The following is an 18,988-nucleotide window of genomic DNA, read 5'->3' as shown; positions in this document are numbered from 1 at the left end:
CGAAGGGCACACCGTGCAGTACTACGACAATGTCGTCGACATGATCGGCAACACCCCGCTGGTACGTCTGCGTAACGTCACCGAGGGCATCCAGGCCACCGTGCTCGCCAAGGTGGAATACCTCAACCCGGGTGGCTCGGTGAAGGACCGGATCGCGCTGCGGATGGTGGAGGACGCCGAGGCCGCCGGCCTGCTCAAGCCCGGCGGCACCATCGTCGAGCCGACCAGCGGCAACACCGGCGTCGGGCTGGCCCTGGTGGCCCAGCTCAAGGGCTACCACTGCGTCTTCGTCTGCCCCGACAAGGTCAGCCAGGACAAGCAGGACGTGCTGCGGGCGTACGGCGCCGAGGTGGTGGTCTGCCCGACCGCCGTCGCCCCGGAGGATCCACGCTCCTACTACAACGTCTCCGACCGGCTCACCCGGGAGATCCCCGGCGCCTGGAAGCCCGACCAGTACAGCAACCCGGCCAACCCGCGCTCGCACTACGAGACGACCGGCCCGGAGCTGTGGAAGCAGACCGAGGGTGGGCTCACCCACTTCGTGACGGGCGTCGGCACCGGCGGCACCATCTCCGGCATCGGCCGGTACCTCAAGGAGGCGTCCGAGGGCCGGGTGCGGGTCATCGGGGCCGACCCGGAGGGCTCGGTCTACTCCGGTGGCACCGGCCGTCCGTACCTGGTGGAGGGCGTCGGCGAGGACTTCTGGCCGGAGACGTACGACCGGGGTGTCGCCGACGAGATCGTCGAGGTCTCCGACAAGGCGTCCTTCGAGATGACCCGGCGGTTGGCCCGTGAGGAGGGGCTGCTGGTCGGCGGCTCCTGCGGAATGGCGGTGGTCGCCGCGCTGGAGGTGGCCCGTCGGGCCGGCCCGGACGACGTGGTGGTCGTGCTGCTGCCCGACGGCGGCCGGGGCTACCTCTCGAAGATCTTCAACGACTCGTGGATGGCCCGGTACGGCTTCCTCGACAACTCGGGCACCGAGCCGACCGTGGCCGACGCGCTGGCCAGCAAGCCGGGTGGCATGCCCGAGCTGGTGCACGTTCACCCGACCGAGACGGTCCGCGACGCGATCGACTACATGCGCGAGTACGGCGTCTCGCAGCTGCCGGTGCTCAAGGCCGAGCCGCCGGTGGTGACCGGCGAGGTGGCCGGCTCGATCGCCGAGCGGGACCTGCTCGACGCGCTCTTCACCGGCCAGGCCCACCTGCACGACACCATCGAGCGGCACATGGGTGACCCGCTGCCGATGATCGGTGGCGGTCAGCCGGTCAGCGAGGCCGTCGGCCTGCTGGAGAAGTCCGATGCCGCGCTGGTCCTCGTCGACGGCAAGCCCAAGGGCGTCCTGACCCGTCAGGACCTCCTAGCCCACCTCGGCGCCCACTAACCCCACCCCACCCACGCCCCACCCGCCCCGCCCCCGCCGTCGATCTAGGGCTGACTGCTGTCAGTTGATCTCCTGCCACCACGAAAATCCCTAGATCGCGGGGGGTGTTGGGCGGGGATGGGTTCGGGGCGGTGGGTGGGTGGGTTGCCGGCGGGCACCCTCGGTTGGCCGATCCGCAGGCGGTCGGCGTCTTCGGTTGCACCGGGGGACTGTGGTCTAGACCGGGCGGGTGAGGCGGAGTTGGCGGACGAGGGCGGTGCCGATGTGCTCCTCGCGCTCGATCCCGGTGGGTGTCCAGCCGCCGCGCTCGTAGAAGGCGCGGGCGTGGGCGTTGTCCCGGAGGACCCAGAGCACCGCGCGCCGCCAGCCCCGGGTGCGCATGGCGTCGAGCGCATCGACCATCAGCGCGCGGCCGACGCCCCGGCCCTGCTCGGCGGGGTCGAGGTGGATCGCGTTGAGCAGCCCGGTCGTCAGGTCGTCCTCGTCGTCCGGGCCCAGGTAGCTGAACCCGACCACCGATCCGTCGCGCTCCGCCACGGTCAGCCGGTGGGTGTCGCTCTCCCAGTGCCACCGTTCCGTCCAGTACCCCCCCATCGCCTCCGGTGTCGGATCGGCCAGCGCCTCGGCCGGCAGAAAGGGGGAGTACGCGGCGACCCGTGAGCGCTGGTGCAGGGCACCCACCCCCATCAGGTCGCCCTCAGTCGCGGGGCGGAGCGTGGCGGTCATCCGGCCGAGGCTACCCGGCGTGGCGGTAGCTGCACCGTGGTCAGGTCCTCGGCGATGATCAGGTCGCCGTCGAAGTGCGCGCGGGCCTCGTCGTGGAAGCGGCGCGGGTCGGCGTACCGCTGCGAGAAATGGGTGAGCACCAGCCGGCGTACCCCGGATTCGGTCGCCACCCGCGCGGCCTGCGCCGCCGTCAGATGGCCGACCTCGGCGGCGAGCGCGGCCTCCGACTCCAGGAAGGTCGACTCGATGACGAGCAGGTCGGCGTGCTCGGCGAGGGCGTACACCCCGTCGCAGAGGCTGGTGTCCATCACGAAGGCGAACCGCTGCCCCGGCCGGGGGACGCTCACCTCGTCGCGGGTGACGCGGCGCCCGTCGAGGTCCAGGTGCCCGGCCCGGATCAGCTCGCCGACGGCTGGCCCACCGATGCCATACGCGGCCAGCTTCGCCGGCAGCATCCGGTGGCCGTCCGGCTCGACCAGCCGATAGCCGTACGTCTCGATGGGGTGCCGCAGCCGGCGGGCCTCCAGCGTGCCGCAGCCCAGGGCGATGCGCTGCCCGTCGGCCTCGATGGGCTCGACGCGCAGCTCAGCGGTCTCGTAGAAGGAGGTCGCGTGCCGCAGGCGGGCGAAGTATTCGGCGCCGCCGGCCGGGAAGTGCACGGCCACCGGGTGCGCCACCCGGTCCAGCGAGAGCCGCTGGATGGTGCCGGGCAGGCCGAGGCAGTGGTCGCCGTGGAAGTGGGTGACGCAGATCCGGGTCAGATCGGTGGCGGTGACCGTGGTGTGCAGCAGTTGACGCTGACTGCCCTCACCCGGGTCGAAGAGGATCACCTCGTCGTCCCAGCGCAGCACGTACCCGTTGTGGTTGCGCCGCCGGGTGGGTGTCTGGCTGGCCGTCCCGAGCACCACCAGCTCGCGCATCGACACGGTGATCTCCCGCAGATATGAAGCGACCCCCGGGGGTCTCCGCGCTCTCGCGCGGGCCGGCTGGACTGAGGCCGGCACCCCGGGGGTCGGGTGGCTGTCGTGGATTCGCCGCACCGCTGCCACACGGTCTCGACGCTGGTGCTGTTGCCCGCCTTGCGGCGGACGGATCACTGTCGAGGACAGCGGCTAGCTGACAGCCACCTCACGAGTCCGATTGCTATACAAGTCTGGACCACCTCCTTTCACGTGTACGGCCAACCTATCGAGTCCCCGCGGGGTCGGCAACGGATTTCGATCACATGGCCAGACGGGAATGCCCGGCCGCCTCGTTCGGCGGCCGGGCATCCGACGTGGTGCGGGTGGGCGGTGGTCAGCCAGCGGTACGGGCCACGCCGACCGGGCAGCTCAGCCCGTTCGGGCCGTGGTTGCAGTAGCCGTTCGGGTTCTTCGTCGGCGCCAGGTACTGCTGGTGGTAGTCCTCAGCGAAGTAGTAGCTGGCAAGCGGGGCGATCTCCGTGGTGATCTCACCCTTGCCGGCGCGCGCCACGATCGGCTGGAACGCGTCCCGGGAAGACTCCGCGATGGTCCGCTGCTCATCCGTGGTCGTGTAGATGGTCGACCGGTACTGGGTGCCCACGTCGTTGCCCTGACGCATGCCCTGGGTCGGGTCGTGGTTCTCCCAGAAGACCTTCAGCAGATCCTCGTACGCGATCTTGCTCGGGTCGTAGACCACCTGGACGACCTCGGCGTGCCCGGTCCGGCCGGAACAGGTCTCCTCGTACGTCGGGTTCTTGGTGCTGCCACCCGCGTAGCCGGCGGAGGTGGTGAACACCCCGGGCAGCGTCCAGAACAGCCGCTCGGCGCCCCAGAAGCAGCCCATACCGAAGACGGCCACCTGGAGGCCCTCCGGGTACGGACCCTTCAGCGGGGTGCCGAGCACCTCGTGCCGGTCGGCTACCGGCATGGCGATCGGGCGGCCCGGCAGGGCCTGGTCGGGGGTGGGCAGCTCAGCCTTGGACTGGCGAAGGAACACGGTGGAACTCCTCTCGTACCTCTGCCGCATGCAACGCTGGCGGGCACTGGTTCCTTACCCGCGAAGCTGGAACTCAGGCTCCATCTCCACGTGATCGACACGAGGGCGGGCGGGTCAGAGCGCGGCGGCGATCCGGTCGGCGACGGCCCGGGCCTCGGCGTCGTCGGAGTAACGGCTCCGCGGCCAGAAGAACCCGCGCAGCCCATCCCCCTTCGTGCGGGGCACCACGTGGGTGTGCAGGTGTGGCACCGACTGGGACACCTTGTTGTTCATCGCCACGAACGTCCCACCAGCCCCCAGACCGGTCTCCACCGCCACCGCCACCCGCCGGACCAGCGCGAAGTAGCCCGGCAGCAGGTTGGCCGGCAGGTCGGCCAGGGTCACCAGGTGCACCCGGGGCACCACCAGCACGTGCCCCGGAAATACCGGCCGGGTGTCCAGGAACGCGACCCCGTCCGGCTCGTCGGTCACCCGGAACGCCGGCACCTCGCCGGCCACGATCCCGCAGAACACGCAACCAGCCATCGGCCCAGGCTAGCGCTCGCCGGTGCCGCGACATGCGGGCTGGTCGCGCGGGTCACTGGAGGTCGAGGCAGGCGTCCCAGCCTCCGAGCTCCGGCAGCCGCTGCTCCCAAAGCCTCACCAGGCGGCGGCTGGCTCGTGTGGGAGTGCGGGCGGGGTCACCGCGACAGTATCGCCGACCACTACGACAAGCCGCTGGAGCGACCCACGCCGGGTCACGCCCGAAGCACCGGTGACGCGGACTAACGTCACGGGCATGAACCACGGCTTCGAGACGCTCGCTATTCACGCCGGTCAGGACCCTGAGGCCCGCACCGGCGCGGTGATCCCACCGATCTACCAGACCAGCACGTACGCCCAGGACGCCGTGGGCGCGCCCCGGCTCGGCTACGAGTACAGCCGCTCCGGAAACCCGACCCGGGACGCGCTCCAGGATTGCCTGGCCGCGCTGGAGGGTGGGCCGGTCGGGCTCGCCTTCGCCAGCGGTCTGGCTGCCGAGGACACCCTGCTGCGGGCCGTCTGCCAGCCGGGGGACCACGTGATCATCCCGGACGACGCGTACGGCGGCACGTACCGGCTCTTCGCCCGGGTCGCCCAGCGCTGGGGCCTGGAGTTCACACCGGCCAAGGTCTCCGACCCGGCCGCGATCCGGGCCGCCGTGCAGCCTGGCCGGACCAAGATCGTCTGGGTGGAGACGCCGACGAACCCGCTGCTCGGCATCGCCGACATCGCCGCCCTGGCCGGCGTCGCGCACGACGCGGGCGCGCTGCTGGTGGTCGACAACACCTTCGCCTCGCCGTACCTGCAGCAGCCCATCGCGTACGGCGCGGACGTCGTGGTGCACTCCACCACGAAGTACATCGGTGGGCACTCGGACGTGGTGGGTGGCGCGCTGGTCGTGGCCGACGCCGCGCTCGGTGAGGAGTTGCGCTACCACCAGAACGCGATGGGCGCGATCAACGGCCCGTTCGACGCGTGGCTCACCCTGCGCGGCATCAGGACCCTCGGCGTACGGATGGACCGGCACTGCGACAACGCCGAGCGGCTCGCCGCCTACCTGGACGGGCACGCGAAGGTGGCCCAGGTGATCTACCCGGGGCTGCCCTCGCACCCCGGTCACGAGGTGGCCGCCAAGCAGATGCGCCGGTTCGGCGGCATGATCTCCTTCCGCGCGGCCGGCGGCGAGGACCACGCGGTCCAGATCTGCAACCGGACCAAACTCTTCGTACTCGCCGAGTCGCTGGGCGGGGTGGAATCCCTGATCGAGCACCCGGGCCGGATGACACACGCAAGTGCTGCCGGCTCGCCGCTTGAAGTTGCCGGCGATCTCGTGCGACTGTCTGTCGGCATCGAGACGGTTGACGACCTGCTCGCCGATCTGGAGCAGGCACTGGGCTGACCGCTGGGGAGGATGGCCGTGCAGGACATCATGGCGACCTGGGTCGGGGCGACCGCCAAGCAGATCGCCCGGGGCGTACGCCGGGGCGATGTCTCGGCCACGCAGGTCGTCGCGGACCACCTCGAATACATCGCCCGGGCCGACGGCGAGCTGGCCGCGTTCCGCGCCGTGCGCGGCGGTGAGGCGATCACCGAGGCGGAGAAGGTCGACGAGCAGGAGGAGCTCGCCAACCTTCCGTTGGCCGGGGTGCCGGTGGCGGTCAAGGAGAACACCCCCGTCGCCGGTCTGCCCACGTGGAACGGGTCGGCGGCGGTGCGTACCGGTGTCGCCGAGGCCGACCACGAGGTGGTCCGCCGGCTGCGCGGCGCCGGTGCCGTGATCCTCGGGGTGACCCGGATGCCCGAACTGGGACTGTGGGCGCTCACCGACGACGACAGCGCGGTGACGCGTAATCCGTGGGACAGCGCGCGTACCCCCGGTGGCTCCTCCGGCGGCGCCGCCGCCGCGGTGGCCGCGGGGCTGGTGCCGATCGCGCACGGCAACGACGGCCTGGGTTCGATCCGGATCCCGGCGGCGTGCTGCGGCCTGGTCGGGCTCAAGCCCGGCCGGGGTGTGGTGCCCTGTCAGCTCGGCGCGGACGACTGGTTCGGCCTGACCGAGCACGGCCTGTTGACCAGCACGGTCGCCGACGCGGCCGTCGGCTTCTCGGTGCTCGCCGGTCGACGACCGGAGAAGCTGGTCCCGCCGCAGCGGCTGCGGGTCGGCGTCTCGTTGCGCTCCCCGGTGCGTGGCGTCGCACCGGACGCACCGAACCGCGACGCGGTCGCCGCCGCCGGCCGGCTGCTCGCCGCCGCCGGGCACGACACCGTGCCGGCCGATCCGGTCTACCCCACCGCGCTCGGCCTGCAGGGCATCGCCACCTGGTTCGCCGCCGCTGCCGCCGACGTCCGGGCCGGCGGGCTGGACCGGCGCGACCTGCAGCGGCGTACCCGGCGGCATGTCGCGCTGGGCGAGTGGGCGCAGCGCCGCGGCTACGTCCGGGAGGCTGACCGGGCCGCCTGGCGGCAACGGTCGACCGACTTCTTCACCGACCACTCGGTCGATCTGCTGCTCACCCCGGCGTTGGCCAGCGCGCCGCCGGAGGCCGCCCGCTGGTCCGAACGGTCCTGGCGGGCGAACATGACGGCCAGCATCCGGTACGCCCCGTACGCCGCGCCGTGGAACATCGCCGGCCTACCGGCGATCGTGGTGCCGGTGGGCCGCCGCCCGGACGGGCTGCCGGTGGCCGTGCAGCTGGTCGGTCCGCCCGGCTCGGAGCTGCTGCTGCTCGGCGTGGCCGGCCAGTTCGAGATGGCTGCCCCGTGGTCACGGCACGCCCCCGGTTATCCCCGCGTCGGAACGGGGTCGCCGGCCGCCGCGTGATCCTCCACGGTGTCCGCGCATCTTCGCGCCGACCCGCGGCCGAACCCGTGCTGGCCGGTGCCCCGCGGCGACACCGCGCCGCAGGGGACGTCCGGGGAGGGTGGCACGATCGGGGGCATGACGGAACTGGTCGGTCTCGACGACGTGCGGGCTGCGCGGGAACTGCTGGCCGGTGTCACCCGGACCACCCCGTTGGAGCCCTCCCGGCCGCTGAGCGCGGCGCTGGGCGGGCCGACCTGGCTGAAGTGCGAGAACGTGCAGCGGGCCGGCTCGTACAAGGTGCGCGGCGCGTACGTGCGGATTTCCCGGCTGTCAGCCGCCGAGCGGGAGCGTGGCGTGGTCGCGGCGAGCGCGGGCAACCACGCGCAGGGCGTGGCGCTGGCCGCCGGGCTGGTCGGCACGCACGCCACGGTCTTCATGCCGATCAACGCGCCGTTGCCGAAGGTGGCGGCCACCAAGGGGTACGGCGCACAGGTCGAGCTTGCCGGCAACACGGTCGACGAGTCGCTGGTCGCCGCGCACACGTACGCCGAGCGCACCGGGGCGGTGCTGATCCACCCGTTCGACCACCCGGACGTGATCGCCGGCCAGGGCACCGTCGCGCTGGAGATCCTCGAACAGTGCCCGGACGTGCGGACCATCATCACCGGGGTGGGCGGCGGCGGTCTGATCTCGGGCATGGCGGTGGCAGCAAAGGCACTGCGACCGGACATCCGCATCATCGGTGTGCAGGCGGCCGGCGCGGCGGCCTTCCCGCCCTCACTCGTGGCCGGGGAGCCGGTCCGGCTGCCCTTCTTCTCCACCATCGCGGACGGCATCGCGGTGGGCCGGCCGGGGGAGATCACCTTCAACCACGTCCGCAAGCTGGTCGACGAGATCGTCACGGTCTCCGAGGAGGACATCTCGCGGGCTCTGCTGATGCTGCTGGAGCGGGGCAAACAGGTGGTCGAGCCGGCCGGGGCGGTCGGCGTGGCCGCGCTGCTGGCCGGCGTGGTGGAGGTGGAGACCCCGGTGGTCGCGGTGCTGTCCGGCGGGAACATCGACCCGCTGCTCCTGCTGCGGGTGATCGAGCACGGCCTGGCAGCCGCAGGTCGTTACCTGCGGGTGACGGTGCGCTGCTCGGACCGGCCCGGTCAGCTCGCCTCGCTGCTCAGCCAGATCGCCGAACACCGGGCCAACGTGGTGGACGTGGAGCACCAGCGGGCCAACCCGCACCTGAGCCTCGGCGAGGTGGAGGTCGGGCTGTCGGTGGAGACCCGGGGGGTGGAGCACTCCGACACGCTGATCAGCGCACTACGGGCCAGCGGTTACCAGGTGGTCTTCGCCGCCGAGGCGTGACACTGCTGAGTGCCACACCCCGGCGGCGGTACGCCACGCGGGTCGTCAGGCCGGCGGAAGGTCAGCCGGCGAACGGCTCGAAGCTGACCACGGTCACCTTGATGTCGGCACCGCTGGGCGCCGTGTAGGTGCAGGTCTGCCCGGGTCGGCCGCCCAGGATCGCCTTTCCGAGCGCTGACTCGGGGCTGTAGACGGTCAGGTCGGTCGTGGCGGCGATCTCTCGGGAGCCGAGCAGGAAGGTCTCGGTGTCCTCGGTGTCGTCGTCGAAGTAGATCGTCACCACCATGCCGGGTGCCACCGCGTCCGTTGTCGGCGCCTCGCCGACCTTGGCCGTGCGCAGCAGCTCCTGCAGGTAGCGGATGCGTCCCTCGGCCTTGCCCTGCTCCTCACGGGCGGCGTGGTAGCCGCCGTTCTCCCGCAGGTCGCCCTCCTCGCGTCGCGCGTTGATCTCCGCAGCGATCGCGGTGCGGTTGCCGATGTGCTCGTCAAGCTCGGCCTGGAGGCGGTCGTACGCGTCCTGGGACAGCCAGGTGGCGGGCGCCTTTTCGCCAGTGGACACAGGCGGTCTCCTCAGTTGTGCGTGGCTGGCTGACAGGTGAACTACCAAGTTACCAGTGCGGTACGACACAGCGTGTCGGCGATCACCGCCGGTGTCCGTGTTCGACACCTGCGGTAGGCGTTCGTCGGAGTGCCGCAAGCGGCCTGCCGAAACCGTGTTTCAGCAGGTCAGGCTGATGGCTGGCAGCGCAGCACCTCACCGATGAACGGCCGCGCGGTGGTGGTCAGGCGGTGCCGGGTGGTGACGTGCCGGTCGCCGGGACCGGCGGTCACCGTGACCTGCTCGCGGGCGACCTCGGCGCCAGCGCGGTCCCGGGCGCGCAGCACGCAGACCGCCGACCCTCCCGGTGGGAGGGTCACCCGGAAGTCGACAAGCACCTGGTTGTCCGTGATGTCGGTGTAGGTGATCACCTGGGCGTCGTACGCCGGGTCGCCGTACTGGTGGTAGAGCCGGACCGAGATCGCGGTCAGCGCTGCCACCAGCACCAGCAGCGCGAGCGCGGCCATCAGGATATGGCGACGGCGGTTTCCGCCCGCGCGGCGGCGACCGTAGCGGCCGGGCGGGAAAACCGGCGCGCCCGGTGAAATTGTGGCGTGCGTCTCGGTCACCGGCGGGTATCTCCTGGCGTTGTTGTCGGCGGCATCGGCAAGAATGACAGAGTCCATCCTCCCAGCCCGGTTCACCCGCGGAAATGGCAGGTCGATCCCCACGGTGCCGACCGGCGACGGGTGGGGGGAGGATCCCGGCAGGTCAGCCGGTCGAGCCCGGTCGGGTCCACCGTCCGGCACAGACGAGGAGTGCCGAAGTTGGCAGAGCAACTGCGTCTCATGGCCGTGCACGCGCACCCGGACGACGAGTCGAGCAAGGGCGCGGCGACCACGGCGAAATACGTCGCCCAGGGGGTGGACGTCCTGGTCGTCACGTGCACCGGCGGGGAGCGCGGCAGTGTGCTCAACCCCAAGCTCGACCGGCCGGACGTGTGGGCCAACATCGCCGAGATCCGGCGCGCCGAGATGGACGCCGCGCGGGCGATCCTCGGCGTCGAGCAGGCCTGGCTCGGTTTCGTCGACTCGGGCCTGCCCGAGGGTGACCCACTGCCGCCGCTGCCCGAGGGCTGTTTCGCCCTCCAGGACGTCGAGGTGGCGGCCGGCCCGCTGGTGCGGCTGATGCGGGAGTTCCGCCCGCACGTGGTGACCACGTACGACGAGGAGGGCGGCTACCCGCACCCCGATCACATCATGTGTCACAAGGTGAGCGTGGCCGCCTTCGAGGCCGCCGGCGACCCGGAGCGCTACCCGGAACTGGGCGCCCCGTGGCAGCCGTTGAAGCTCTACTACGACATCGGCTTCTCCAAGGCCAAGATCATGGCCCTGCACGAGGGCATGATCGCCGCCGGCCTCACGTCGCCCTACGAGGAGTGGCTCGAGCGCTGGGAGGACCGGCCGGACAAGGGCCCCCGGGTCACCACCCGGGTGGAGTGCGCCGACTACTTCCCGGTCCGGGACGACGCGCTGCGCGCCCACGCCACGCAGGTCGATCCGGACGGTTTCTGGTTCCATGTTCCGATGGAGCTCCAGCGGGGCGCCTGGCCGACCGAGGACTACCAGCTCGCCCGCTCGGTGGTGGACAGCCCGTTGCCCGAGTCCGATCTCTTCGCGGGCGTACGGGAGACGGCGCACGCGCGCTGATTCTGCGCGGCGCTACGCTGGTAACCAACCGCACATCGGAGGGACACCATGCTGACCGCTGTCGAGGTGCTCGCGGAGAACAACTTCGGGGACACCCGCTCGGGTGGCCTGGCCGGGCCGATGGGCCTGTTCCTCATCCTGCTGCTGGCCACCGCGACCATCCTGCTGATCCGCAACATGAACGCCCGACTGCGCCGACTGCCCGACCGGTTTCCGCAGCCGGCATCCTCGACCGAACCGACCAGGGTCGATGCCGCAGTCGCTGATCCGACAGACGGGACCGCGGCGGGCGATTCATCCACGCCCGCGCCCAACGGGCACCAGCAGCACCTGAACGGGTAGTCGGGGCGTGATTCACGCCGAACCGGGTGGTCGACCCCTGTTGCGACCACCCGGTTTGGCTTAGCCTTCCGCCGGGGGGACCAAAAGTCCCCGAGCCGTGCGCGGAAGGGGGCGCCGATGATCTGCACAGCACCGGCCGCCCGCCGTACCGTCGGTCGGTCAGCTGGCGGAGGCGGTCGATGACCTCCGGCCCGGCCGGCGACTCGTTCGACCGGCTCGGGGTGCGCGGCACGCCGGTTCGGCTGCTCGTGCTCACCGCCGCCGTGACACTGACCGCCGTGATCGCCGCGGTGGTCGGGTTGACCCTGCCCGACGGGCTGCCCGCCGACGATCCGCTCGGTGGCCCGGCGCGCTTCGGCATCGCCGTCGCCGTCCTGGCCACAGCCCAGTTCGCCCGGCTGCGGTTCCGCTCGGCCGCCGGCATGGTCAGCATCACCTGGGGCGAGGCGGCGCTGATCGTCTGCCTCTATCTGACGCCCGCCGGCTGGCTGCCGTCGGCGACACTGCTCGGCGCCGGTCTTGCCTGGACGGTGCTCTCCCTGCACCCCGACCGCCGCCCGATACTGGAGATCGTCCGGATCGCCGCGTCGCTGGCCTCCGCGTCGGCACTGGCCGTGTCCGTGACCGCCGCGTTGGGGCAGCCACTGCTCGCCCCGCCCACCCCGACGTTGGCGTTGGCCGTCATCGCCGGTTCGGTGACCTACCTTCTGGTGACCGCCTGGCTCGGCGGGGTGACGCTGGGCCTGCGACACGGGTTGCCGATCGGTCCACCGCTGCTCGCCGCCCTGCGCGGCAAGCTGCTGATGTTCGTCGGCAACCTGGCGGTCGGCCTGGTGGTGGTCGCGCTGCTGGAGCTCGACCCGAGGTGGCTGCTGCTGCTCCCGCCGCTGCTGTGGCTGCTCCAGCAGACCTACCGTTACCGGTTGCGAGCCGACCAGGAACGCCGGACGTGGCGAGCGTTCGCCGAGGCCACCGCGGCCCTCAACCAGCTCGACGAGAAGGGCGTGGCCAGCGCCGCGGTGATCGGCGCGCTCACGCTGTTCAACGCCGAGCTGGTGGACGTCGACGTGGCTCGGGCCGACGGCCACTGGCACCGCTACCGAGGTGATGCCGGCGGCCAGCTCGTCGACCGGGAGGTCGACGCGCCGCGCCCGTCGGAGTCGTCCGACGAGCACGATCTGATCCGTCCACTGTCGGTGGGCACCGTACCGGTCGGTCGGCTGCGGGTCCGGTTTCCCCGTTCCGCCCCACCGGCCACAAGGGAACGCGACGCGGTGGCGGCGTTCGGTGACGCGCTCGCTGCCGCGCTGCACGACGCCGCGACGCACCACGAGTTGCGGTTGGTCACCGCCCGATCGTCGTACGACGCGGTGCACGACCCGCTCACCGGGCTGGCCAACCGGGCCGCCATGCTCGGTAAGGGCGACCAGTCGCTGCGGCAGCTCCCGCACGATCACCCGGTGGCACTGCTGCTGCTGGACATCAACCAGTTCAAGGAAGTCAACGACACCCTCGGGCACGCAGCCGGCGACCAGCTGCTGCGGTTGACGGCGAACCGGCTCAGCGCGTTGTCCCGCCCGGGCGACCTGCTCGGCCGGCTCGGTGGTGACGAGTTCGCGCTGCTGCTCACCTCGGTGCCGGTGCTCGGTGACCGGGCCGCCCCGATGGCGCACGCGCTGCGGCAGGCCCGCGAGATCGCCGAACGGCTCGCCGCGCCGACCGAGGTCGCCGGCGTGCGCATGTCGATCGAGGTCTCCGTCGGGGTGGTCGTGGCCGACGCCGGCACCGCCGACCTGACCGAGCTGCTGCGCCGGGCCGACATCGCGATGTACCAGGCCAAGGAGGGCGGCGGGAGCGTCGCCGCGTACGACGGCGCCCGGGACGCGGCCAACACCGACCAGCTTGCCCTGCTGGCCGAGCTGCGTGAGGCTCTGGAGGTCGACGACCAACTGGTACTGGCGTTGCAGCCGGCGGTCGACCTGGCCACCGGCGCGCCCACCGGGGTGGAGGCGCTGATCCGCTGGCAGCACCCCCGGCGGGGCTGGCTGAACCCGGCCGACTTCATCCGCCCGGTGGAGAACAGCGAGCAGCTCGGCACGTTCACCCGGTACGTGCTGGACAAGGCGCTCGGCGTTGCCGCCGGCTGGGCCCGGGAGGGGCTGGACGTCCCGATCTCGGTCAACCTGTCGGCGCGCAGCCTGCTCGACCCCCGGCTGCCGGCGGAGATCGCCGACGCGCTGCGCCGGCACCAGGTTCCGCCGCGCCGGCTGGTTCTGGAGATCACCGAGACGGTGGTGATGAGCGAGCTGGAGGTCATCGACGAGGTGCTGGCCACACTCCGGTCGATGGGTGTGCAGCTCGCCGTGGACGACTTCGGCACCGGCTTCTCGTCGCTGACGTTCCTCACCCGGATCGCGGTGGACGAACTGAAGGTGGACCGCTCGTTCGTCATCCGGATGGCCGATTCGCCGGAGGCGGCGGCGATCGTACGGACCACCGTGGGCCTCGCCCACGAGCTGGGGCTGCGCGTGGTGGCCGAGGGGGTGGAGACCGCCGAGCAGCGGATCGCCCTGGCCGAGCTGGGCTGCACCTCGGCGCAGGGCTACCACTTCTTCAAACCGATGCCGGCCGACAAGATCGGCGCGGTGCTCGGATCGCTGCGTGACTCGGCGGAGTCGAACGTCTTCCGGCTCCGCGCCGACGGTGCCTCCTGACCGTCCGCTGAGCCGCGCGCCGGTCGGTCAGCCGCTGACCGTTGGCACCTACACCGGCGCGACCGGGCACACCTACGAGAGCCCGCTGCCCGGCACGGTGACCTGCACCGCGCCGGCCACCGTCTACGTCGAGGGCCGGATCACCCAGGCGTGGCACGGGCGGCTCGCCGAGCGACTCGTCCGGGCCGAGGTCGCGTGCGAGGCCGGTGAACCGATCGCCTGGACGTCGAGTTCGCCCTCAGTTCAGTTCCACCCCGTTCCGGCGAGGCGACGTGCTGGTGTCCGCCAACGCCGGCTCCCACGACACGACGTACGACGCCTCGGTCAGGTACGCCGACTCCGCGGAAGTCCGGCTGAAGAAGGGCTGAGCCGACATCCGGCCCGGGCCTCGTGGCCCGGGCCGGATGCTCCGTCGGGACCGGCCGGAGTGGTATTCCTCAGCCGCGCGGGAGGACGGTGGAGACGACCGCCGGCAGGGTCGCCCAGTCGGCGGAGGCGATGGTGGCGTGGTGGGCGGCCAGGTCGGCGACGCGGGCGGATGCCGCGTCCGGGTCGCTGGACGGCACCGCGGGCGGCACGTTCTGCGCGTCGGTCATCACGAGCAGGTAGTGGTTCGTGGCGTACCAGGCGGTGTCGATGCCTCCCGTCACGTAGGCGGTGGCATCGCCGTCGAAGAGCACGAACCACGGCCGCAGCGCGGGGTCGGCATAGCGCGAGCGCGGGTCGCCGGCCTGCGCCCGGTGCACGGCGGGGAACGCCCGTGCCTGATCCAGGGTGCCGGCCGTCGTCAGCCCAGCGAGGTGGCGGGCGTACTCCACGTCGGTCCAGAGCACGTCGGTCGGGTTGCCCTCCTCCACCGTGCCGGGGATCAGCTCGACGATCACCTTGCCGGCGAGTTGCGCCCGGCTCGGCCACGCGTCGGCGCGGGCGGCCGCGTCCAGGCTGGCGTGGCTGCCACGCAGTTGGGCCGGCCTGAACACACGATCACCGAGTCGGGCGGCGAGCAGGGCGTCCAGCTCCACCGGCCCCTGGCCGGTACGACCGCTGAACCCGGTCTTCAGTTCCAGCTTCAGGATCAGCGGGCCGGCGTCGGGGTGCGCCGCCGACCAGAGCCGGATGTCGTCCAGGCAGTGCTCCAGATTTCTGTTGCGCGTACCGGTGTAGAGCTGGGCGGCGCTGGTGGCGGCCACGCAGTTGTTGTCGTTGCCCACCGGGTTGCTGTGGCTCACCCGCCACTGCCGGGTGAACACGTCCGGCCAGACGTCCAACTCGATCAGCCCGGGCCGGGCGTCCAGGGCCTGTGCCAGGTAGGTGTAGGTGCCCCTCTCGTACGCGTTGTGTGTGCCGACGCCGGTGCTCGCGGAGATCTTCAGACCCGGGTCCACGGCCGCCTCGGCCGTCGTGGGGCTGAACAGGACCGTGGCCAGCGCGGTGGCGGTGAGGGCGAGCAGGGCCCGGGTTCTGCGCATGTGGTGCCTCCTGGTCGGCGGGGGCGGCGTCGGCCACCCCGGACATGCACATATCTAAATGGACAGACGTGAACTGTGGGCGGCCCGGCGGTACCGGGTAGTTGACCGTCCGGGCGGAGCCCGCGCGATCCGTGCCGGGGCTGGCTATGGTCGTCGGGTGAACCGACTCGCCAGTGCCACCAGTCCCTACCTGCTCCAGCACGCCGACAATCCGGTCGACTGGTGGCCCTGGTGCGACGAGGCGTTCGCCGAGGCGAAGCGGCGGGACGTCCCGGTGCTCATCTCGGTGGGGTACGCCGCCTGCCACTGGTGCCACGTGATGGCGCACGAGTCGTTCGAGAACGAGCAGGTCGGTGCCCTGCTGAACGACGGCTTCGTGTCGATCAAGGTGGACCGTGAGGAGCGCCCGGACGTCGACGCGGTCTACATGACCGCCACCCAGGCGATGACCGGTCAGGGCGGCTGGCCGATGACCGTCTTCGCCACCCCGGACGGCACCCCGTTCTTCTGCGGCACCTACTTCCCGCGAGCCAACTTCGTCCGGTTGCTCCAGTCGGTCACCACCGCCTGGCGGGACCAGCGCGAGGAGGTCCTGCGGCAGGGCGGCGCGGTGGTCGAGGCGATCGGCGGTGCCCAGGCCGTGGGCGGCCCCACCGCGCCGCTGGACGCCCCGCTGCTCGACGCCGCGGCCGCCAACCTCGCCGGCGGGTACGACGCGACGAACGGCGGTTTCGGCGGCGCGCCGAAGTTCCCGCCGCACATGAACCTGCTCTTCCTGCTGCGCCACCACCAGCGCACCGGTGACCCGCGCAGCCTGGAGATCGTCCGGCACACCGCCGAGGCGATGGCCCGCGGCGGCATCTACGACCAGCTCGCCGGTGGCTTCGCGCGGTATTCGGTGGACGCGCACTGGACGGTGCCGCACTTCGAGAAGATGCTCTACGACAACGCACTGCTGCTCCGCGTCTACACGCACGTGTGGCGGCTGACCGGCGACCCGCTTGCGCGCCGGGTGGCCCGGGACACCGCCCGGTTCCTCGCCGACGAGCTGCACCGGCCGGGAGACGGGTTCGCGTCGGCCCTGGATGCCGACACCGAGGGCGTCGAAGGGCTCACCTACGCCTGGACGCCCGCCCAACTCATCGAGGTGCTGGGCGAGGAGGACGGGCGGTTCGCCGCCGACCTGTTCGCGGTGACCGAGGAGGGCACCTTCGAACACGGGACGAGCGTGCTGCGGCTCGCCCGGGACGTCGACGATGTCGCGCCCGAGATCCGGGGCCGCTGGCAGCGGGTCGTGGGGCAACTGCTCACGGCTCGGGACGCCCGCCCACAGCCGGCCCGGGACGACAAGGTGATGGCCGCCTGGAACGGTCTGGCGATCACCGCCATCGCCGAGTTCCAGCAGGTCGCCGCGCTGTACGCGTCGCGGCAGGACGTGGACGCCAACCTGATGGACGGCGTCACCATCGTCGCCGACGGTGCGATGCGCGACGCCGCCGAACACCTCGCCGGCGTGCACCTGGTGGACGGCCGGCTGCGCCGGGTCTCCCGGGGCGGTGTGGTCGGTGAGCCGGCGGGCGTGCTGGAGGACTACGGCTGCGTGGCCGAGGCGTTCTGCGCGCTGCACCAGCTCACCGGCGAGGGCCGCTGGCTCACCCTGGCCGGCGGGCTGCTGGACACGGCGCTGGAGCACTTCGCCGCGCCGGGCGGCGCCTTCTACGACACCGCCGACGACGCGGAGAAGTTGGTGACCCGGCCGGCCGACCCGACCGACAACGCCACCCCGTCCGGCCGGTCGGCGCTGGTCGCCGGGCTGGTGGCCTACGCGGCGCTGACCGGTGAGACGCGCTACCGGGAGGCCGCCGAGGTGGCGCTCGGCACGGTCGCGCCGATCGTGGGGCAGCACGCCCGATTCACCGGATACGCGGCCGCGGTGGGCGAGGCGCTGCTCTCCGGCCCGTACGAGATCGCCGTTGCGACCGACGACCCGACCGGCGACCCGCTGGTGGCCGCGGCACACCGGCACGCGCCGCCCGGGGCGGTGGTGGTGGCCGGGCGCCCGGACCAGCCCGGTGTGCCGCTGCTCGCCGACCGGCCGCTCGTCGACGGGCGCTCCGCCGCGTACGTCTGCCGGGGTTTCGTCTGTCAACGCCCGGTGACCTCGGTCGAGGAGCTGGTCGCGCAGCTCGGTTGAATCCGTCCTGCGGTCGGCGGGCCGGTGGTGTGAGCGCCGGCCCTCCGGCCGGCGTCGTGGGTCGCCCGGATAGGCTGGCCGCGCTATGGATTCCCGTACCGGTCTGCCCGTTGTCGGAATGGTGGGCGGTGGCCAGTTGGCCCGGATGACCCACCAGGCCGCTATCGCCCTCGGCCAGTCACTGCGTGTGCTCGCGGTCGCACCCGACGACGGCGCGGCGCTGGTCGCCGCCGACGTCGAGTACGGCGACCACACCGACCTTGCCGCCCTGCGCTCGTTCGCCAAGGGCTGCGACGTGGTCACCTTCGACCACGAGCACGTGCCCACCGAGCACATCCGTACGTTGGCGGCCGAAGGCGTCGCCCTGTACCCGCCGGCGGACGCACTGCTGCACGCCCAGGACAAGCAGGTCATGCGGGAACGCCTGGCCGAGCTGGGCGCGCCCAACCCGCGGTGGCGTCCGGTCGCCGAGCCCGCCGATCTGGTCGGCTTCGGTGAGCAGGTCGGCTGGCCGGTGGTGCTCAAGGCGGCCCGGGGTGGCTACGACGGCCGAGGGGTCTGGCTGGTCGACGACGTCACCCAGGCCACCGAGCTGGTCCGAACCCTGCTCGCCGGTGGCACGCGGTTGATCGTCGAGGAGCGGGTGCCGCTGCGCCGGGAGTTGGCCGTGCAGGTGGCCCGCTCGCCGTTCGGGCAGGTGGCCGCCTACCCGGTGGTCGAGACGGTGCAGCGGGACGGCATCAACGTGGAGGTGCTCGCCCCGGCACCCGGCCTGGACGAGGAGCTGGCGGTCACCGCCCAGCAGCTCGCCATCGACCTGGCCACGGCGCTCGGTGTCGTCGGTCTGCTCGCCGTGGAGCTCTTCGAGGTGCGCGACGCGGCCGGCCGACCGGCGATCGTGGTCAACGAGCTGGCGATGCGCCCGCACAACTCCGGGCACTGGACCATCGAGGGTTCCCGGACCTCGCAGTTCGAGCAGCACCTGCGCGCGGTGCTGGACTACCCGATGGGCGACACCGGGCTTGCCGCGCCGGTCGTGGTGATGGCGAACGTGCTCGGTGGCGAGCCGGGCGGCATCTCGATCGACGAACGGCTGCACCACCTCTTCGCCGCCGAGCCGGGCGCCAAGGTGCACCTCTACGGCAAGCAGGTGCGACCCGGCCGCAAGATCGGTCACGTCACGGTGCTCGGGGATGACCTGGACGACGTACGGGCGCGGGCCGTGCGGGCCGCGCGCTGGCTGCGCGAGGGGCACGAGTGAGCCCCGCGCGC

General features: G+C 72.0%; 16 protein-coding genes. 9 read left to right on the top strand and 7 right to left on the bottom strand.

All coding sequences use genetic code 11. The features are described 5' to 3' along the window. Positions 1 to 13 precede the first annotated feature (13 nt). Positions 14 to 1,384, top strand: coding sequence for a cystathionine beta-synthase (locus tag ACLJN9_RS04630; protein ID WP_410809762.1), 1,371 nt, complete (start codon positions 14 to 16; stop codon positions 1,382 to 1,384). A 216-nt stretch (positions 1,385 to 1,600) separates the two neighbouring features. On the opposite strand, the gene ACLJN9_RS04625 is transcribed toward ACLJN9_RS04630, so the two are convergent. From ACLJN9_RS04625 to ACLJN9_RS04610, 4 genes are all read right to left on the bottom strand, one after another. Continuing rightward, a complete protein-coding gene (locus ACLJN9_RS04625) occupies positions 1,601 to 2,110 on the bottom strand; it encodes a GNAT family N-acetyltransferase (protein WP_410809761.1) in 510 nt (169 codons plus the stop codon). Then, complete coding sequence (locus ACLJN9_RS04620) at positions 2,107 to 3,036, bottom strand: ribonuclease Z (RefSeq protein WP_410809760.1); 930 nt, start codon at positions 3,034 to 3,036, stop codon at positions 2,107 to 2,109. Before ACLJN9_RS04620 ends, ACLJN9_RS04625 begins: the two co-directional genes overlap by 4 nt. Before the next feature lie 370 nt (positions 3,037 to 3,406). Beyond that, entirely contained in the window at positions 3,407 to 4,069 is a 663-nt protein-coding gene (gene msrA / locus ACLJN9_RS04615; protein WP_410809759.1) for a peptide-methionine (S)-S-oxide reductase MsrA, read from the bottom strand. Positions 4,070 to 4,183: 114 nt separating this feature from the next. Further along, complete coding sequence (locus ACLJN9_RS04610) at positions 4,184 to 4,594, bottom strand: HIT family protein (protein WP_410809758.1); 411 nt, start codon at positions 4,592 to 4,594, stop codon at positions 4,184 to 4,186. A gap of 253 nt (positions 4,595 to 4,847) precedes the next feature. Between ACLJN9_RS04610 and ACLJN9_RS04605 the strand changes: the two genes are divergently transcribed. From ACLJN9_RS04605 to ilvA, 3 genes are all read left to right on the top strand, one after another. After that, entirely contained in the window at positions 4,848 to 5,990 is a 1,143-nt protein-coding gene (locus tag ACLJN9_RS04605) for a cystathionine gamma-synthase (protein WP_410809757.1), read from the top strand. Between the two features lie 12 nt (positions 5,991 to 6,002). Further along, complete coding sequence (locus ACLJN9_RS04600; protein WP_410809755.1) at positions 6,003 to 7,412, top strand: amidase; 1,410 nt, start codon at positions 6,003 to 6,005, stop codon at positions 7,410 to 7,412. Between the two features lie 117 nt (positions 7,413 to 7,529). Further along, positions 7,530 to 8,750 carry a threonine ammonia-lyase gene (gene ilvA / locus ACLJN9_RS04595; protein ID WP_410809754.1) on the top strand — a complete coding sequence of 407 codons (1,221 nt, stop codon included), beginning with the start codon at positions 7,530 to 7,532 and terminating at the stop codon, positions 8,748 to 8,750. A gap of 61 nt (positions 8,751 to 8,811) precedes the next feature. On the opposite strand, the gene greA is transcribed toward ilvA, so the two are convergent. Together greA and ACLJN9_RS04585 are read right to left on the bottom strand one after the other, a co-directional pair. Further along, positions 8,812 to 9,309 carry a transcription elongation factor GreA gene (greA, locus tag ACLJN9_RS04590; protein WP_410809753.1) on the bottom strand — a complete coding sequence of 166 codons (498 nt, stop codon included), beginning with the start codon at positions 9,307 to 9,309 and terminating at the stop codon, positions 8,812 to 8,814. Between the two features lie 167 nt (positions 9,310 to 9,476). Next, a complete protein-coding gene (locus tag ACLJN9_RS04585; RefSeq protein ID WP_410810192.1) occupies positions 9,477 to 9,917 on the bottom strand; it encodes a DUF4307 domain-containing protein in 441 nt (146 codons plus the stop codon). A 198-nt stretch (positions 9,918 to 10,115) separates the two neighbouring features. Between ACLJN9_RS04585 and mca the strand changes: the two genes are divergently transcribed. The 3 genes from mca (at position 10,116) to ACLJN9_RS04570 (ending at position 14,053) form a co-directional block, all read left to right on the top strand. Continuing rightward, the gene (gene mca, locus ACLJN9_RS04580; RefSeq protein ID WP_410809752.1) at positions 10,116 to 10,997 is read left to right on the top strand and encodes a mycothiol conjugate amidase Mca; all 882 of its coding nucleotides are present in this window, start codon (positions 10,116 to 10,118) and stop codon (positions 10,995 to 10,997) included. Positions 10,998 to 11,045: 48 nt separating this feature from the next. After that, positions 11,046 to 11,339: a hypothetical protein gene (locus ACLJN9_RS04575; protein ID WP_410809751.1), complete on the top strand. Its 294-nt coding sequence runs from the start codon at positions 11,046 to 11,048 to the stop codon at positions 11,337 to 11,339. A gap of 179 nt (positions 11,340 to 11,518) precedes the next feature. Further along, complete coding sequence (locus ACLJN9_RS04570; protein ID WP_410809750.1) at positions 11,519 to 14,053, top strand: putative bifunctional diguanylate cyclase/phosphodiesterase; 2,535 nt, start codon at positions 11,519 to 11,521, stop codon at positions 14,051 to 14,053. Between the two features lie 437 nt (positions 14,054 to 14,490). On the opposite strand, the gene ACLJN9_RS04565 is transcribed toward ACLJN9_RS04570, so the two are convergent. Beyond that, positions 14,491 to 15,522: a phosphatidylinositol-specific phospholipase C domain-containing protein gene (locus tag ACLJN9_RS04565; RefSeq protein ID WP_410809749.1), complete on the bottom strand. Its 1,032-nt coding sequence runs from the start codon at positions 15,520 to 15,522 to the stop codon at positions 14,491 to 14,493. A 157-nt stretch (positions 15,523 to 15,679) separates the two neighbouring features. Here ACLJN9_RS04565 and ACLJN9_RS04560 point away from each other — a divergent pair, with 157 nt between their 5' ends. Both ACLJN9_RS04560 and ACLJN9_RS04555 read left to right on the top strand, forming a co-directional pair. Then, positions 15,680 to 17,716 carry a thioredoxin domain-containing protein gene (locus ACLJN9_RS04560; RefSeq protein WP_410809748.1) on the top strand — a complete coding sequence of 679 codons (2,037 nt, stop codon included), beginning with the start codon at positions 15,680 to 15,682 and terminating at the stop codon, positions 17,714 to 17,716. Between the two features lie 85 nt (positions 17,717 to 17,801). Further along, on the top strand, positions 17,802 to 18,977 hold the full coding sequence (locus ACLJN9_RS04555) for a 5-(carboxyamino)imidazole ribonucleotide synthase (protein ID WP_410809747.1): 1,176 nt from the start codon (positions 17,802 to 17,804) through the stop codon (positions 18,975 to 18,977). Positions 18,978 to 18,988 lie beyond the last annotated feature (11 nt).

It is taken from the genome of Micromonospora sp. 067-2 (assembly GCF_046549295.1).
Lineage (GTDB): Bacteria > Actinomycetota > Actinomycetes > Mycobacteriales > Micromonosporaceae > Micromonospora.
Note: the sequence above shows the minus strand (reverse complement) of the source record. Positions and strands in the feature narration are given on the sequence as shown.

Coding starts and splice junctions, on each gene's coding strand:
- ACLJN9_RS04625 (WP_410809761.1), bottom strand. CDS start 2,110: ATGACCGCCACGCTCCGCCCCGCGACTGAGGGCGACCTGATGGGGGTG.
- ACLJN9_RS04610 (WP_410809758.1), bottom strand. CDS start 4,594: ATGGCTGGTTGCGTGTTCTGCGGGATCGTGGCCGGCGAGGTGCCGGCG.
- ACLJN9_RS04605 (WP_410809757.1), top strand. CDS start 4,848: ATGAACCACGGCTTCGAGACGCTCGCTATTCACGCCGGTCAGGACCCT.
- ACLJN9_RS04600 (WP_410809755.1), top strand. CDS start 6,003: ATGGCCGTGCAGGACATCATGGCGACCTGGGTCGGGGCGACCGCCAAG.
- ilvA (WP_410809754.1), top strand. CDS start 7,530: ATGACGGAACTGGTCGGTCTCGACGACGTGCGGGCTGCGCGGGAACTG.
- ACLJN9_RS04575 (WP_410809751.1), top strand. CDS start 11,046: ATGCTGACCGCTGTCGAGGTGCTCGCGGAGAACAACTTCGGGGACACC.
- ACLJN9_RS04570 (WP_410809750.1), top strand. CDS start 11,519: ATGACCTCCGGCCCGGCCGGCGACTCGTTCGACCGGCTCGGGGTGCGC.
- ACLJN9_RS04565 (WP_410809749.1), bottom strand. CDS start 15,522: ATGCGCAGAACCCGGGCCCTGCTCGCCCTCACCGCCACCGCGCTGGCC.
- ACLJN9_RS04555 (WP_410809747.1), top strand. CDS start 17,802: ATGGATTCCCGTACCGGTCTGCCCGTTGTCGGAATGGTGGGCGGTGGC.